Raw genomic sequence first — 15,614 nt, 5'->3', positions numbered from 1 at the left:
AAAGCTCTGCCCCCATCGGTGCACCTGCGGTCAGTAGTGACGCCAGGTATTGACGGGGTGGGCGTCGATCAGTCGGTCCAGAGACTCGGCCTTGATCCGGATGACACGGCGCCCGAGTCGGACGGCGTCGAGATCGCCGGCGGCGATGTAGCGGCGGACCGTTTTGACCGAGAGTCCGAGGATCTCGGCGGCCTCAGTCAGGGACACGAGTCGGCGTACGACGGTCTGCTGGGTCGTTGTGGTGACGGGCATGTGGACGCTCCTGGGTAGGCGGCGGCCCTCGTGGTCGCCCTCATCCATTCATGGCCGAGATCTGTCCGCGAGTGGCCACCCATCTTTCGAGTCCCTTCTCTTCTCCTCACCTCCCCGTCAGCCCTGGCCACCACCGCCTTCACAAGCCTCACTGTCCACCTTCTCCTCGCGACTCATCCCTCACTTCCACAGACACACCTCTTTCACGGGCCAACTTGGGTGGCCACTCGGGGCGAGTTCTCGGCCCTGAGGGATGTGACGATGTCGTTGAAGAAACTCGCCGCGGGGTCGGGCTATGCGTACCTGACCGAGCAGGTGGCGGCCCACGACTCCACCGAACTCGGGAACCTCCCGCTCGCGGACTACTACGCGCTCAAGGGCGAGGCCCCCGGGCGCTGGACCGGTGCCGGTCTGGCAGGGATCAAGGGCATCGAGGCCGGTCATTTCGTGACTGCGGAGCAGATGAAGAACCTGTTCGGCGACGGCTGCGACCCGATCACCGGTGCAGCGCTCGGACGGCCGTACGGCAAGAAATCGGTCGCCGGTTTCGACCTGACCTTCTCCCCGGTGAAGTCGGTCTCAGCCTTGTGGGCGGTAGCGCCGCCGGAGGTCGCGGCGGTGATCCTGGCGTCGCACGACGCCGCCGTCGCCGATGCGCTCGTGTTCTTGGAGAGCCACGGCCTGTTCACGCGGGAGGGCAGCGGTGGCGGGCGGCAGGTCGAGACCCGTGGCCTGATCGCTGCCGCGTTCACCCACCGTGACTCCCGGGCCGGCGACCCCGATCTGCACACCCACGTCGCGGTGGCGAACAAGGTCCAGACCCATCAGGGCAGGTGGCTGTCGATTTACGGCACGGTCCTGCACCGCCATGTTGTGGCGACCTCCGAGGCCTACAACTCCGCTCTGGAGAAGCACCTCCAGGACAAGCTCGGCGTCCGGTTCATCGACGTCCCCCGCGCTGAAGGGAAGCGGCCGGTCAGGGAGGTCGACGGCGTCGACCCTGCCTTGATCAGGCTGTGGTCGCGACGGCGCGGCGACATCGAGGTCCGGCTGGCCGACCTGGCCGAGGTATTCACTCACGAGCACGGGCGACCGCCCACCAGCAAGGAGTCGATGGCGCTCGCGCAGCGCGCCAACCTGGAGACGCGAGAGGCCAAGCACGAGCCGCGATCCGAGCACGAGCAGCGCTCGGCCTGGCGGGCCCAGGCCGAGCAGGAGCTCGGCGTGCGCGGCCTGGAGCTGATGGTCTTCGACGCTACCCACCCGATTCTCCAGCGCACGCCGTTGCCGCGGCCGACCGCCGAGTGGATCGATGAGACAGCGACCGGGGTGATCGCCGAACTCGAGTCGCACCGTGCGACCTGGCAGTCCTGGCACCTGTACGCAGAGGTGCAGCGCGAGGTCCGGCGCGTCGAGGTCTCGCCTGAGCACGTCCCAGTGCTGGTGAGGCTGCTCGCCGACGAGGTCACGGCCCGGACGATCAACCTGACCCCCGAGTTCGACTCCATCGCCGAACCAGCAGTGTTGCGGCGCAGCGACGGCACCAGCGTGTTCCGCCATACCGGCGCGGACCACTTCACCACCGAAGCCATCCTCGCCGCCGAGCAGCGCATCGTCGCCGCCGCTGGTCGCGAGGCCAATCTCGGCCTGGACCGCATCGATGTCGAGCTGGCCGTCATGGGCGCCGAAGCCACCACCGACATCACCCTCAACGACGGTCAGCATGACCTGGTGTCGGCGCTGGCCACCGACCCTCGCCAGGTCACCCTCGCCCTAGCGCCAGCCGGGTCAGGAAAGACGACCGCCACCAAGGTTCTCAAGGAGACCTGGACCAGCCTGGGTCACGACGTGGTCGGGTTCGCCCCTTCCGCCGCGGCCGCCGCGGTCCTGCGTGAGGCGACCGGGATGCCGACCGAGACGCTGGCCAAGCTCGACCACCTCATCAGCACCGGCCACCCGCCCGCAAGCATCCGTGCGGGGACGATGGTCGTGATCGACGAGGCGGGGATGGCCGACACACCCAGGCTGGACCGGATCGTCGTCTTCTGTGTCGAGCAGGGAGCGCTGGTGCGGTTGATCGGTGACGACCAGCAACTCGCCTCAGTCGGCGCGGGCGGCGTACTCCGCGACATCGCCACCACCCATGGCGCCCAGCGGCTGGACGAGGTCGTCCGGTTCACCGACTTCGCCGAAGCGAAGGCGACGATGGACCTGCGCGCAGGTGACACGGCGCCGCTCGGGTTCTACCTGGACCACGACCGCATCCACCCCGGCGACGAGGCCGCCTGCCTGGTCGATGTCCTGGCTGCCTGGCAGGCCGAGCGAGCAGCCGGCAGGGACTGCCTGATGCTGGCACCGACCCGCGACCTCGTCGGTCGGCTCAACCGCGCAGCCCGTCAAGCAAGACTGGACGGCACGGCGGATGGCCTTGACGTCACGCTCTCTGACGGCAACCGTGCGTCGGCCGGCGACATCATCCTGACCCGACGCAACGACCGCCGCCTCGGCGTCAGTCCCACAGACTGGGTCAAGAACGGGGACCGCTGGATCATCACCCGGGTTGGCTCTGACGGAAGTCTTCGGGCTCGCCACGCCCGTTCAGGTCTGAGGGTCTTGCTTCCCGGTGAGTACGTCGCAGCCCATGTCGAGCTCGGCTACGCCAGCACTGTTCACACCGCCCAAGGCCATACGGCCGACGTCATGCACGGCATCCTGACGGGCGCAGAGGACCGACAACTTCTGTACACGATGCTCACCCGGGGCCGCGCCGAGAACCATCTGCACCTCATCACCGACCCAGCCGAGACCAAGGACGAGGAGCAGTTTCTCCCGGGCATCGCCGAGCAGCTCACCGCCATCGAGACCCTCGAGCGGATCATTCACCGCGACGGCGCCGCCGTCTCCGCCACCACGGAACGTGACAACCACACCGACCCCGCGGTCCAACTGCACGACGCCGTCCGCAGATACTCGGGCTCGTTGGAGCTCGCTGCCACCAAGGCCCTCGGCGCTGCCGCGGACGACGCGTTCGAAGCCGCCGGTCCCGGACCACTGCCCTGGCTCGCCGGGATCCCGGCCGAGCTTCGCGCAAACCTGACCTGGAGCACCTACCTCACGGCACGGGCAGAACGCGTCCGCCAGCTGGCCGAGCGTCTGCGAGAGAACGAGCCGCCACCCGTGCTCGATCGGTACGCCGAGGTCCTCACGAACCAGCTTCGCGAGGACATCGCCGTCTGGCGGGCCGCGAACGGCGTACCTGCCGACGATCCGGGCCTCCTCGGGCCGCGCGTCCACGACCTTGCCGCCGACCGCTACGCGCGCCATCTGCAACGCCAGGTCGACGACCGCTATCCACCCCGGGTGCGCCGCTGGGAGACCGCCATCGCAGAAGCGATCGACAACCCCGACCACCGCGATCAGCACACCCTCGGGCTGGCGCGCGAGCTCGACCGCCTCGAGCACAAAGGAGTCAACGCGACGCAGGTACTCCACCGGGCCGCGCACCTGCGTCGCCCACTGCCAGAGGACCACAAGGTCGAGGCGCTCGCCTACCGGGTGCACGCGCTGGTCAAGCGCGACGCTGCACCGTTGCCCGAGCCCAGTCGCCCAGCAGGACCTCGAGTGGAGCGGTCCTTCGGGCTTTGACGAACTCGTCAAACTCCCATTCACGGATCGCCAGCTCCCGCTCCTCCCGCACCGAGAGCACAGGCTGCGGATGCTGTGCCGTCCATTCCGCGAACCTGGCCGGATCCTCCCGCGCCTCGGCGAACGCCCGGAGCCGGTCGATCGCCTTCGCCGCGTGGGTGCGCAGCGAGCGTGCCGACAACGCGGCGTCACGGGCCACGACCTCGACCACACTAGGAGAGGTCAGGCCCATCCGCCCTCGGTGCGCTGCCGCGTCCTGACGGTCAGCCTCCTCGGCCAAGATCCACAGCAACCAATAGTCGAACCCGCTGATCGCGTACGCCCGATACGCGGAGCGGAACAGCTCGACGACCACCGGGCCCGCGTCGACCAGTGGCTCGATCATCGGCAACTGCTCCAAGGCGTCGGTACTTTCCGTGGCGCGCGTCATCGTTCGGTCACGACGCTCAGCGAGATCACCCACTCCGACGTCGGCGGAGACCTCCCGACGGACCAGAGCGAGGATCGTCGCAGCCGTCTTCTCCGTCCTGAGTCGATGCGCCTGCGACGCCTCGATCCAGAGCTGCCCCGCCACCAGCCCATCCATGTCGGAGTGGAGATCGGCCAGCTTCCGGGCGACCTTCTCCGCACCTGGCAGGAGCACCCATGCCAGCGCGGTCACCGCTGCTGGCTGTGTGGCCGTCAGCGAAGCCAGCGCCCCGAGGACCTGGTTCGCCGCAGACCTTGAGGCCGCCGAGGTCCATCGAGGAAGCTCGATCAGATCGGGGACGACAGCCAGGTCACGATCGGCGCTGCACCAACGTGGCCATGCGGCGCGGGCAGCCATCAGCATGGCCGACTCCGGATCGGCCAGACCCAAGCACTCTGCAACGGACATGACGACCTCTTTCGCGACAGGAGCGGTACTTCCGTCCCTCAGGTGCGCAGGCGTCGCTCAGACACGCGGCGTGGCAGAGCCGAAGGCGTATGTTTTCGTGGGTGGAGGGGCGCGAGCTGCTCGCCGCTGTCCGCGCAGCCAGTGGGTTGACGCAGGAGGCTCTGGCGCGCCGCGCCGGCACCAGCCAAGCCACGCTCTCGGCGTACGAGCGCGGTGTGAAGTCCCCGACCCTCGCCGTCGCGGACAGGATCCTGCACGCGCTCGGTTACGAGCTCGACGCGGTTCCCAGGATCACCTTCACCGACCACGACCTCGGCGTTGGTGACCGAATCTTCTTCGTGCCCGACCGGCTCTGGCGGCTCTCGCCCGTCGAAGCGTTCACCTCGATCCCCGGCATGAGGCGCACGCGCAAGAAGAACGGGCTGATGGCGAGTCGCGCCGAGCGGACCGGGGCCTACGTCGCGCTCCTCGAGCACGGGACTCCCGAGGAGCTGCTCGCGCACCTGGACGGTGTCCTGCTCGTCGACGTGTGGCCGGACATCGCACCCCACCTCCACGACGCCATCCGCGAGGCCTGGACCCCACTGATCTGGGACACCCTCAACGGCGGCGACGACAAGCTCCTGATCGACGGACTGCGGACCGTGCTGGGTGAAGAGCACCGGTACGTCGGCCGCGCCTCCCGTCTGCGCGCGGTCCAGCGCATGGTCGACCTCGGCGTCCCCTACGAGGCCATCGCCAAGGTGCTTGCAGACAGACGAGAACAGCTGGCCGGCGCCGATCAGGCTCCGCTCGACGCCTACCGCAGGCGCCGGCGGATCAAGGCGATCGAGCGCAAGATCGCCGAGGGCCGCTCCTCGCCACCAGATCCGTGAGCCGGACTTCTGCGAGGATCGGCTGATGGTCAGTCCGGCGAACTCGCGGCCGAAGGCGTCGGTCTACGTCGACGGCTTCAATCTCTATCGTCGGCTCCTCGCCGGGCATCCGGAGCACAAGTGGCTCGATCTCGAGGCGCTGATGGACCGGGTGCTCCCCGACTACGACGTCGTCCGGGTCTCCTACTTCACCGCGGTGATCAAGGCCCTACCGGGCAAGGATCCCCGCTCGCCACAGCGGCAGCAGGCATACCTCCGCGCGCTGCGAACACTGCCCCGCGTTGAGATCTTCATGGGCAAGTTCCGCATCGATCCCCGGATCATGCCGCTCCATCCGACCGAGTACGACGGCTCGGGAAACCCAGTGCAGGTGAGGGTCAAGAAGACCGAGGAGAAGGGCTCCGACGTCGCGCTGGCGAGCCGCCTGCTCATCGACGCCATGAAGGGGGCGTGCGACGTCTACGTCGCGTGTACCAACGACTCCGACCTGGTGATGCCGCTGCGTCTCGTGCAGGAGGAGTTGGGCCAGCACGTGGGCCTGCTGTCTCCGATGCAACCGAAGCGTGCGAGCAACGAGCTCAAGCAGACGAACCCCGTATGGCACCGACAAATCACCCATGCAGACCTGGAGGCATCCCAGTTGCCCGACGAGCTGCGCGATGGGACCGGAACCATCCGCCGTCCCGCGCTGTGGGCGAAAAGTTCCGAAGGCCCCGCCGAAGCGGAGCCTTCTAACCAGTAGCCGAAGCTGACTGGGGGTGTGTCCTCAGCCTAGCGCGGCGACACACGACACGCCGTATTTCGGTCGCAGACAGTGCGCGGGAACGCCTTCGCGCGGCCGTTCAGAGTCGCTCATCTGGCACGTATCTGGCACGCGGCCAAAAAAGAAGCCGCCTCTGACTGACATTTCTGCTGGTCAGAGGCGGTTTTCTTGCGGCGGATCTGGGGGGATTCGAACCCCCGAGGGCTTGCACCCAACCCGCTTTCCAAGCGAGCGCCATAGGCCACTAGGCGACAGATCCGTGGAGGAGGTTACCGGTCGCCCACCGGCCGCTGAAATCCTCAGGCGCTGTGGGGAGCGGCCTCGGCGTACACCCCGGCCCGGATGTCCTCGAGCAGCGTCGCCCCGGTGGGCTCCCAGCCGAAGCGCGCGCGGGTGAGCGCGTTGGAGGCCGGTACGTCGGCGCCGAGGAATATCGCGATCCACCCGAAGTGGTCCGCGGCGTCGGCCGGATCGATCGACGCGACCGGGAGATCGAGCACGGCGGCGTGCGCCTCGGCCATCTCCTTGATCGGGACGCCCTCCTCGGCGGCGACGTGCACCCGGGTGCCGGGCTCGGCCGACTCGACGGCGAGGCGGACCAGCCGGGCCGCATCGGTGCGGTGGACCGCCGGCCAGCGGTTGGTGCCGTCGCCGATGTAGCCACTCACGCCGGTGCGGCGCGCGACGGCTGCGATCGTCGCGGAGAAGCCCTGGTCGCCCGGGCCGTGGACGGTCGGTGCGAAGCGCAGTGCGATCGAGCGGACACCACGCTCCGCGAAGTCGAGGGCGAGCGCCTCGCTGCCGCCGCGGGGTGCGTCGGGGCCGACGTTCGTCGTGGCGTCGTCCTCGGTCAGCGGGCGCCCCATCGGGGTGGCGACGCCGGACGCCAGCGCCAGCGGGCGGTCGGATCCGGCGAGCGTCTCGCCGAGTGCCTGGACGACGGCCCGCTCGATCCGGCCGGACTCGGCGAAGTTCGCGAAGTCGTGGACGAAGCCGAGGTGGATGACGCCGTCGGAGGCAGTCGCGGCCGCGCGGACCGTGTCGAGGTCGGTGAGCGACCCCCGGACGACGGCGGCGCCCTTGGCCTCGAGGGCGTGGGCCGAAGCGTCGGACCGGGCGAGGCCGGTGACCGCGTGGCCGTGGGCGAGCAGCTCGTCGGTGACGGCCGAGCCGATCCAGCCGGAGGCGCCGGTGAGGAAGAGGTGCATCGGGATCTCCTTCATGTCAGTTACTGACATCAACCGTAGCAGTTCATGTCAGTGACTGTCATGGCCTAGGCTGCCGCCCATGGGACGGTGGACGCCGGGGGCGGAGGGTCGGCTGGTGGACGCCGCCTTGGACCTGTACGCCGAGCACGGGTTCGACCGCACGACGGTGGCCGAGATCGCCGACCGTGCGGGCGTCACCGAGCGGACCTTCTTCCGCTACTTCGCCGACAAGCGCGAGGTCCTCTTCGCCGGAGGTCAGCTGGAGGCGCGGATGACCGACGCCATCGCCGCCGCCGAGCCCGTCCTGTCGCCGCTCGACGCCGCGGTGGAAGGCCTGGCGGTCGCGGTCGAGGAGATCGACCCGGGCTTCGCGCGGCGGCGCAACGCCGTCATCGCGGCGCACCCGGCGCTGCAGGAGCGCGAGCTGCTCAAGCTCCACGCGCTCAGCGGTGCGGCCGCGGCCGCGCTGGTGCGGCGCGGCACCGACCCGCTCCGGGCGGCGCTCGCCGCGGAGGGCGCGGTCGCGGTGTTCAAGGTCGCCTTCGGGCAGTGGGTCGCTGCCGACGTACCGGGGGACCTGCCGGCGACCCTGCGGTCCGTCCACGCGGAGCTGCGCACCGTCCTGGAGTAGCGGGTCTCGATACGCCGGACGCGGGTGCTCGCAGGCTCGCTCCCGCGCGGCTACTCGACCTCCTGCCGTGGTCCGCGGCTTCGCAGGCTCAGCCGCGGCGGCATGAAAAGGCCCCCCGCACACCCGACAGAGCTCGCTTACCCTTGCTGCCTTCCGGCCCTGGGGGAGTTCGGCAAGATGTCGCCGCACGGGGGGTTGTGACAACGATAGACGAACGGGTGGGGCGCGCCCCAACCCGGCCGCCCCTCCTGAGGAGCAGAATGCGCCCGTGACGTTCGTCGAGCTCGCGGTCATCGGCGCGGCAGCACTGCTCGGGCCCCTCCTGGCCTACCCGCGGGGCTGGCACCTCCCCGTCGTCCTCGGCGAGCTGGTCGCGGGGGTCGTCCTCGGCCGCACCGGCTTCGGCTACCTCGACGCCGGCAACGAGACCTTCTCCTTCCTCGCCGACATCGGCTTCGCGCTGGTGATGTTCGTGGCCGGCACCCACGTGCCGGTCCGCGACCCGGCGATCCGGCCCGCGCTGAAGGGCGGTCTGGTCCGTGCACTGGCGGTGGCGGCGGTCGCCGTGGCGCTCGGGGTCGGCATCGCCATGGTCTCCGGCATCCACCACGGCCCCCTGTACGCCGTCCTCCTCACCTCGTCCTCGGCGGCGCTCGTGCTGCCGATCGTCGACTCGCTCGGCCTGGGCGGCCCGCGGGTGATCGGGCTGCTGCCGCAGGTCGCGATCGCCGACACCGCCTGCATCGTGGCGCTGCCGCTGGCGATCGACCCGTCCCACGCGCTGCGGGCGGCCGGCGGCGCCGCCCTCGTCATCGCCGCCGCGGCCGTGGTGTTCGTGGTCCTGCTCAAGCTCGAGCGGTCCGGGGTGCGCGACCGGGTCCACGAGGTCTCCGAGGACCGGCTCTTCGCCACCGAGCTCCGCATCCAGCTCGCGATCCTCTTCTCGCTGGCGGCGCTCGCCACGCGCACCCACGTCTCGATCATGCTGGCCGGCTTCGCGTTCGGCCTCGCGGTCGCCGCGGTGGGTGAGCCGCGTCGGCTGGCCAAGCAGCTGTTCGCCCTCACCGAGGGCTTCCTCGGCCCGGTGTTCTTCGTGTGGCTCGGCGCGGAGCTGAACCTGCGCGAGCTCGGCGCCCACCCGTCGATGATCGTGCTCGGCGTCGCCCTCGGCGTCGGCGCGGCCCTCGCCCACCTGGTGCCGCTCGTGCTCAAGCAGCCGCCCTCGCTGGACCTGCTCTCCGCCGCCCAGCTCGGCGTCCCGGTCGCGGCCGCGACGGTCGGCAGCCAGCTGGGCGTGCTGCGGCCGGGGGAGCCGTCCGCGCTGATGCTCGGCGCCCTCGTGACGATCGCCCTCGCGGTCGTCGGCGGTGGGCTCGCGGCGCGGGCGGGCCTGGTCGCCGACGTACCGAAACCCGTCGACCCGGTCGGAGGAACCCCATGACCAGCGCCCGCCGATTGACGACCGACTACGACCGCTGGCTCGCCGACCAGATCCCGGTCCTCACACCGGAGGTGACCCGCAAGCACGCCGAGATGCGGGCCGACCGCTTCCGCTTCCTGCGCGGCACCTACTACCTGTGGCTGGCGCGGGTCGCGGAGCGCGTGCCGGAGGTGCTCGACGCCGCACGGGTGCCGATCGTCGGCGACCTGCACGTCGAGAACTTCGGCACCTGGCGCGACAAGGAGCAGGTACGCCGGTGGGGCGTCAACGACCTCGACGAGCTGTCCTGGGGCCCGTGGCTGCTGGACCCGCTGCGCCTCGCCGTCTCCGCGCGGCTGGCTCCCCGGATCGCGCTGGGTGACAAGGCGGTGAGCGACACCGTGCTGGCGGCGTACGCCGGGAGCGGGCCGGGCAAGGCGGTGAAGCTGACCGGCAAGCGGGGTGCGCACCTGCGCGCGCTGGTGCCCGAGTTCGCGCACCCGAAGAAGTTCTACCGGCACCTGCGCAACGGCACGCCCGTCACCGACGTACCCGCGCCGGTGGTGGCCGCGGCCGAGCGGATCGCCGAGCCCGGCTGGGCGCCGCAGTGGTACGACCGCGAGGCCGGCACCGGGTCGCTCGGGCACCTGCGCCGGGTCGGGGTGGGGGATGCCGCCGACGGCACCACCCACGCCCGCGAGGCCAAGCAGCTCGGCCCGGGCACAGCCGTGTGGGCGGCCCGGCTCGGGTCCACGATGCCCACGCCGGACCCGACCCTGTTCCTGCTGGTCATGGGCGCGATCAGCGGTCCGGGCGCGATCGCCCGCGTCGGCGACTGGCACATCCGCGACCTGGCCCCCGACGTCGTCCGCATCGAGCTGTCCGGTCTGCGGGCCGACGACAGCCGGACGCTGCTCACCTCGATGGCGGAGGCGGCCGGAACCGTCCACGCGGTCGACCCCACCGCCTCCAGAGTGGCCCGCGACGAGGCCCGGGAGCTCGATCCCGGCACGTTCCGGAAGTACGTCGACGCGATGGTCGACGCCCTCGAGCAGGACTTCACCGACTACCGGTAGGGACAGTCGGAGCGGCCGACTAGTGTCTGTGCCGATGGATGCCCCGCTCGCGCTCTACCGCCGCTACCGCCCCGAGACCTTCGCCGAGGTCATCGGGCAGGAGCACGTGACCGAGCCGCTCCGGGCGGCATTGGCGGCCAACCGGGTCAACCACGCCTACCTGTTCTCCGGGCCTCGCGGGTGCGGCAAGACCACCTCCGCCCGGATCCTCGCGCGGGCGCTGAACTGCGAGAAGGCGCCGATCGCCGACCCGTGCGGCGAGTGCGAGTCGTGCCGCGACCTCGCGCGCGGCGGGCCGGGCTCGATCGACGTCATCGAGATCGACGCAGCCTCGCACGGTGGTGTCGACGACGCCCGCGACCTGCGCGAGAAGGCGTTCTTCGCGCCGGTGAAGAGCCGCTACAAGGTCTACATCATCGACGAGGCGCACATGGTCACCACGCAGGGCTTCAACGCCCTGCTCAAGCTGGTCGAGGAGCCGCCGCCGCACCTGCGGTTCATCTTCGCCACGACCGAGCCGGAGAAGGTCATCCCGACCATCCGGTCGCGCACGCACCACTACCCGTTCCGGCTGATCCCGCCGCGGCTGCTGTCGTCGTACCTCTCCGAGCTGTGCGAGCGCGAGGGCGTGGCGATCGAGCCCGCTGCGCTGCCGCTCGTGGTGCGCGCGGGCGCCGGCTCGGCGCGGGACACGCTCTCGGTCCTCGACCAGCTGCTCGGCGGCGCGGGACCCGACGGGGTGACCTACCAGCTGGCGAGCGGGCTGCTCGGCTACACGCCCGACACCCTGCTCGACGACGTGGTCGACGCGTTCGCCGCGGGCGACGGCGCGGCCGTCTTCGGCGTCGTGGACAAGGTCGTCGAGACCGGCCAGGACCCGCGCCGCTTCACCGAGGACCTGCTGCGCCGGCTGCGTGACCTCGTGATCGTGGCGGCGGTGCCGGACGCGCCTGCGACGGGCCTCATCGACGTCGCCCAGGACCAGGGGGAGCGGCTCGTCGCGCAGGCCGGCCGGTTCGGCCGCGCCGACCTGGTGCGCGCCGCCGACCTGGTCGCGACCGGTCTCACCGACATGCGCGGCGCCACGGCCCCGCGGCTGCTGCTCGAGCTGATCTGCGCCCGCGTCCTGCTGCCCGGCGCCGACCACACCACCGAGGGCGTGATGGCCCGGATCGACCGGCTCGAGCGCCGCGTCTCCATCGGCGGTACGCCGACGCCCGCTCCCGCTCCCGCAGCGGAGCCCGTCCCGGCGCAGGACCGGCCCGAGCCCGTCCAGCGGTCGGCTCCCGAGCGGCAGGAGCAGCCGGCGGCACCGGCGCCGGCACCCCCGGTGCCCCCCGCACCGCCGGTGGCCGAGGAGGTCGCGCAGCAGCCGCCGCGCGAGCCGGAGCCGGTCGCTCCCGCCCAGCCCGCGGCCCCCGCATCCTCGGGCGGCCTGACCCTGGTCGACATCCGCCGCCTCTGGCCCGACGTCATCGATCGGGCGAAGTCCGCGCGCCGGCTGACCTGGATCCACCTCAGCCAGAACTCCCAGGTCGTCGGCTTCGACAACGGCACGATCACCCTGGGCTTCACCAACGCGGGCGCCCGCAACAGCTTCGAGGGCGGCTCGGCCGACATCGTGCGGCAGCTGGTCATCGACGTGATCGGTGCCGACGTCCGCATCGAGACGGTGGTCGACCCCGGCGCCGACCCCAACGCCAACGCGCCCGGTGGGGGGTTCCAGGTGACCCGGCCGGTGGCTCCGCCCGAGCCGGCCCCGCCCGCCCAGCGGGCCCCGGCCGCCCCGGAGGCCCCGCCGGCCGCGACCGACGCCGAGCCGCCGCCGTGGGCGACCGAGCCCGAGCCTCCCGAGCGGCCCTCCGGTGCCGAGCAGGCCCGCCGCGCGCTGGTCGAGGAGGTCCAGGCCCAGGAGCAGGCGCCGCGGATCGACCCGGACGAGGCAGCCAGCCTCGACGACGCCGACGTCGAGGCGGAGTCCGGCGCCGACCTGCTGGCCCGCGAGCTCGGCGCCACGATGATCGAAGAGATTCCCCACTCCTGAGCATGAGGTGACCCGATGACCAACAACCCCTTCGACGCGCTCGGCGGAGCCGGCGGCTTCGACATGGGCGCCCTGCTCCAGCAGGCCCAGCAGATGAAGGAGGACCTCGCCACGGCGCAGCAGGCGCTGGCCGATGCGGAGTTCCAGGGCACCGCGGGTGCGGTGACCGTGACCGTGAGCGGCACCGGCGACCTCAAGGCCGTGCAGATCCAGCCCGGTCAGTTCGACGGCGCGAACGCCGAGGACGTGACCGACCTCGGCGACCTGGTGGTCGCCGCCTTCCGCGACGCGAAGGCCAAGGCCGACGCGACCTCGGAGGAGAGCATCGGCATGATCACCGGCGGCCTCAGCCGCACCATCCCGGGCATGCCCGGCCAGCTCGGCTTCTGAGCGAGACGCGACCATGTATGAAGGCGTCGTCCAGGACCTGATCGACGAGCTCGGTCGGCTCCCCGGCGTCGGTCCCAAGGGTGCGCAGCGCATCGCGTTCCACCTGCTGCAGGCCGACCCCGCCGACGTACGACGCCTCGCCGAGGTCCTCATCGAGGTCAAGGACAAGGTCAAGTTCTGCTCGATCTGCTTCAACGTGGCCGAGGACGACCAGTGTCGGATCTGCCGCGACCCGCGCCGCGACCCGACGGTGCTGTGCGTGGTCGAGGAGTACAAGGACGTCGTGGCGATCGAGCGGACCCGTGAGTTCCGCGGCCGCTACCACGTGCTGGGCGGGGCGATCTCGCCGATCGACGGGATCGGGCCCGAGCAGCTGCACATCCGTGAGCTGCTGACCCGGCTCGGCAGCGGCAACGGTGCTGAGGTCAACGAGGTCATCCTCGCGACCGACCCGAACCTGGAGGGGGAGGCGACGGCGACGTACCTCACCCGGATGCTGGGCCCCCTGGGCTTGCGCGTGACCCGTTTGGCGAGTGGACTGCCGGTGGGTGGAGATCTGGAGTACGCCGACGAGGTCACCCTCGGCCGGGCGTTCGTAGGAAGGCAGGCAGCACAATGACCGAGCATCTCGACAAGCTCGATGGGGGCCAGCTCCCCGGCCAGGCCGCCCTCGAGGCGCTCCTCGCCGCCGAGTCCGAGAACGTGCAGTTCGCGACCGAGATCGCGGCCAGCGTGGCGACCTTCGTCGACGGCGTCCGGCTGATCGCCGGCCAGGCGCCCGGCGGCCAGGCGGTGTCGCTGCTGCTGCTCGAGATCAGCCAGATCTCGCTGACCGGTGCGCGCCTCGGCGCGACCGCGGACTTCGAGCCGCGCGAGGAGTTCCAGCCCGACGTGGGCCCCGACTCCGACCTCGACGGCCTGCGGATGCGGCTCGCCGAGCTGCTCGGCGATCTCGACACCTACAGCTTCGTCTTCGACCCCTACAACCCGGAGGTCGTCGAGAGCCAGCTCTCCGACGACATCACCAGCATCGCGGCCGACCTCGACAACGGCCTGCGCCACTACCGCAACGGCGACGTCGCCGAGGCGCTGTGGTGGTGGCAGTACTCCTACGTCAACAACTGGGGCAACCTCGCCGGCGCCGCGCTCAACGCGCTGCTGATGGTGGTCGCCCACGACCGCCTCGACGTGGACGTGATCGACGAGCACGAGCAGCTCGAAGCCGCTGCGGCGCTCGACTGACGGTTCTGGTCGATGCGAGCGCATTGGACTGACAGACGCGCGCGGCGGGCCTAGGGTCGGCGGCATGACCACCCGGTTGGCGGCCGTCGCCGCAGCGCTGCTCCTCCTCGTCGGCCTCGGCACCGCGGGCGCGAGCGCGAGCCCCAGTGTGCTGATGATCTGGACGAACCCGCACCCGATCGCGAACCTGACCGACGCCAACCACTACCTGGCCGGCACCGGTCTCGGCTTCCGCCGGGCGATGGCCCGCTACGGCCACCGCATCGCCACCGACGCCAGCGTGCCGGGCTCGCACTTCTACGTCGAGCGCTACGACAGTCGTGGCTTCGCGAGCACCCTGGCGTCGTACGGCGACGACTACGGACCGGTCTGGGCGAAGGTCGACGGCGTCTGGAAGATCATCACCCGATGGGACCGCGGCCAGGACGTCATGTGCTGGGCGCTGAAGAAGTACGGCGTCCCCGACCAGGTCCTCGACGCCCAGCCGGCCAAGTGCCAGACCACGACCGGCGCGCTGGTGGCCTACCACCACGCCTGAGCCGGGATCAGCGACCGCCGGCCGCTCGCAGCAGGTCGGCGATCACGGCGTACCCGTGGCTCTCGGCGTGCTGGAGCGGGGTGACGCCGTGGCCGTCGGCGATGTTCGGGTCCGCGCCGGCGTCGAGCAGGATCCGCACCACCTGCTGGTGGGCCCGGCCGCCGTCACCGAGGATGATCGCCTCCAGCAGCGCGGTCCACCCGAGGTCGTTGACGTGGTCGATGTCGACGCCGGTCAGCACGACGCGGCGCACGTAGTCGACGTGGCCGCGCTCGCTCGCGGGGATCGGGGAGAGGCCGCCGAACCGGTTGCGGATCGTCAGGTCGGGGTGCGCGGGCAGCAGGGCCTCGAGCATCGCGACGCTGCCGGTCACCCCGGTGACGAGCCAGGGCGTGTCGTGCCGGTCGTCCAGCGCGTCGGCGCTCGCGCCGGCGGCGACCAGGACCTGCGCGACGTCCACCCGGTCGTGGGTGGCCGCCAGCAGCAGAGCGGTGCGCCGGTGCTCGCCGCGGGCCTCGAGGTCGGCGCCGGACTCCAGCGCGTGGCGGACGAGCTCGACGTCGCCGTGCTCAGCGCCCCGCAGCAGCGCGGCGTCGGGGTGCGGGAGGGTGGGCATGGGCTCGATGGTCCTCTCCGGACGGTCGGCGGGTGCG

The 15,614-nt window shown here is 71.1% G+C and carries 15 protein-coding genes, 1 tRNA gene and 1 other RNA gene; 11 read left to right on the top strand and 6 right to left on the bottom strand.

The genetic code is table 11. The features are described 5' to 3' along the window. Window positions 1-30: 30 nt before the first annotated feature. Entirely contained in the window at window positions 31-252 is a 222-nt protein-coding gene (locus ACYVAQ_RS04525; protein WP_460787277.1) for a helix-turn-helix domain-containing protein, read from the bottom strand. Window positions 253-282: 30 nt separating this feature from the next. On the opposite strand from ACYVAQ_RS04525, the gene mobF reads away from it, so the two are divergent. Further along, window positions 283-3,897, top strand: coding sequence for a MobF family relaxase (mobF, locus tag ACYVAQ_RS04520; protein ID WP_460787276.1), 3,615 nt, complete (start codon window positions 283-285; stop codon window positions 3,895-3,897). Here the strand turns inward: mobF and ACYVAQ_RS04515 are convergent. Then, window positions 3,821-4,774, bottom strand: coding sequence for a hypothetical protein (locus ACYVAQ_RS04515; RefSeq protein ID WP_460787275.1), 954 nt, complete (start codon window positions 4,772-4,774; stop codon window positions 3,821-3,823). The two genes, mobF and ACYVAQ_RS04515, sit on opposite strands and share 77 nt — an antisense overlap. A 101-nt stretch (window positions 4,775-4,875) precedes the next feature. On the opposite strand from ACYVAQ_RS04515, the gene ACYVAQ_RS04510 reads away from it, so the two are divergent. Together ACYVAQ_RS04510 and ACYVAQ_RS04505 are read left to right on the top strand one after the other, a co-directional pair. Continuing rightward, a complete protein-coding gene (locus ACYVAQ_RS04510; protein WP_460787274.1) occupies window positions 4,876-5,649 on the top strand; it encodes a helix-turn-helix domain-containing protein in 774 nt (257 codons plus the stop codon). Between the two features lie 25 nt (window positions 5,650-5,674). Continuing rightward, window positions 5,675-6,391 carry an NYN domain-containing protein gene (locus tag ACYVAQ_RS04505; protein ID WP_460787273.1) on the top strand — a complete coding sequence of 239 codons (717 nt, stop codon included), beginning with the start codon at window positions 5,675-5,677 and terminating at the stop codon, window positions 6,389-6,391. 195 nt (window positions 6,392-6,586) lie between these two features. On the opposite strand, the gene ACYVAQ_RS04500 is transcribed toward ACYVAQ_RS04505, so the two are convergent. Both ACYVAQ_RS04500 and ACYVAQ_RS04495 read right to left on the bottom strand, forming a co-directional pair. Continuing rightward, window positions 6,587-6,671, bottom strand: a tRNA-Ser gene (locus tag ACYVAQ_RS04500). A 40-nt stretch (window positions 6,672-6,711) separates the two neighbouring features. Continuing rightward, window positions 6,712-7,635 carry an SDR family oxidoreductase gene (locus tag ACYVAQ_RS04495; protein WP_460787272.1) on the bottom strand — a complete coding sequence of 308 codons (924 nt, stop codon included), beginning with the start codon at window positions 7,633-7,635 and terminating at the stop codon, window positions 6,712-6,714. Between the two features lie 64 nt (window positions 7,636-7,699). On the opposite strand from ACYVAQ_RS04495, the gene ACYVAQ_RS04490 reads away from it, so the two are divergent. Then, window positions 7,700-8,251 (top strand): TetR family transcriptional regulator, encoded by a 552-nt coding sequence (locus ACYVAQ_RS04490; RefSeq protein ID WP_460787271.1) that lies wholly within the window; start codon window positions 7,700-7,702, stop codon window positions 8,249-8,251. A gap of 106 nt (window positions 8,252-8,357) precedes the next feature. On the opposite strand, the gene ffs is transcribed toward ACYVAQ_RS04490, so the two are convergent. Continuing rightward, window positions 8,358-8,448, bottom strand: an RNA gene (gene ffs / locus ACYVAQ_RS04485) — signal recognition particle sRNA small type. A 71-nt stretch (window positions 8,449-8,519) separates the two neighbouring features. Here ffs and ACYVAQ_RS04480 point away from each other — a divergent pair. From ACYVAQ_RS04480 to ACYVAQ_RS04450, 7 genes are all read left to right on the top strand, one after another. Further along, window positions 8,520-9,692 (top strand): cation:proton antiporter, encoded by a 1,173-nt coding sequence (locus ACYVAQ_RS04480; protein ID WP_460787270.1) that lies wholly within the window; start codon window positions 8,520-8,522, stop codon window positions 9,690-9,692. Beyond that, the gene (locus ACYVAQ_RS04475; protein WP_460787269.1) at window positions 9,689-10,747 is read left to right on the top strand and encodes a DUF2252 family protein; all 1,059 of its coding nucleotides are present in this window, start codon (window positions 9,689-9,691) and stop codon (window positions 10,745-10,747) included. The genes ACYVAQ_RS04480 and ACYVAQ_RS04475 overlap by 4 nt, the downstream gene beginning before the upstream one ends. A 34-nt stretch (window positions 10,748-10,781) precedes the next feature. After that, window positions 10,782-12,791 carry a DNA polymerase III subunit gamma and tau gene (locus ACYVAQ_RS04470; protein WP_460787268.1) on the top strand — a complete coding sequence of 670 codons (2,010 nt, stop codon included), beginning with the start codon at window positions 10,782-10,784 and terminating at the stop codon, window positions 12,789-12,791. 15 nt (window positions 12,792-12,806) lie between these two features. Beyond that, a complete protein-coding gene (locus ACYVAQ_RS04465; RefSeq protein ID WP_460787267.1) occupies window positions 12,807-13,181 on the top strand; it encodes a YbaB/EbfC family nucleoid-associated protein in 375 nt (124 codons plus the stop codon). Window positions 13,182-13,194: 13 nt separating this feature from the next. Further along, window positions 13,195-13,800: a recombination mediator RecR gene (gene recR / locus ACYVAQ_RS04460; protein WP_460787266.1), complete on the top strand. Its 606-nt coding sequence runs from the start codon at window positions 13,195-13,197 to the stop codon at window positions 13,798-13,800. Next, a complete protein-coding gene (locus ACYVAQ_RS04455; protein WP_460787265.1) occupies window positions 13,797-14,423 on the top strand; it encodes a DUF5063 domain-containing protein in 627 nt (208 codons plus the stop codon). The genes recR and ACYVAQ_RS04455 overlap by 4 nt, the downstream gene beginning before the upstream one ends. Window positions 14,424-14,487: 64 nt before the next feature. Next, window positions 14,488-14,961 carry a hypothetical protein gene (locus ACYVAQ_RS04450; protein ID WP_460787264.1) on the top strand — a complete coding sequence of 158 codons (474 nt, stop codon included), beginning with the start codon at window positions 14,488-14,490 and terminating at the stop codon, window positions 14,959-14,961. 7 nt (window positions 14,962-14,968) lie between these two features. Here ACYVAQ_RS04450 and ACYVAQ_RS04445 read toward each other — a convergent pair whose 3' ends face one another. Beyond that, window positions 14,969-15,577 (bottom strand): ankyrin repeat domain-containing protein, encoded by a 609-nt coding sequence (locus tag ACYVAQ_RS04445; protein WP_460787263.1) that lies wholly within the window; start codon window positions 15,575-15,577, stop codon window positions 14,969-14,971. Window positions 15,578-15,614: the final 37 nt, after the last annotated feature.

The organism is Nocardioides maradonensis (assembly GCF_054777115.1).
The sequence above is the reverse complement of the archived record's forward strand: the minus strand, read 5'-3'. Positions and strand labels throughout refer to the sequence as shown.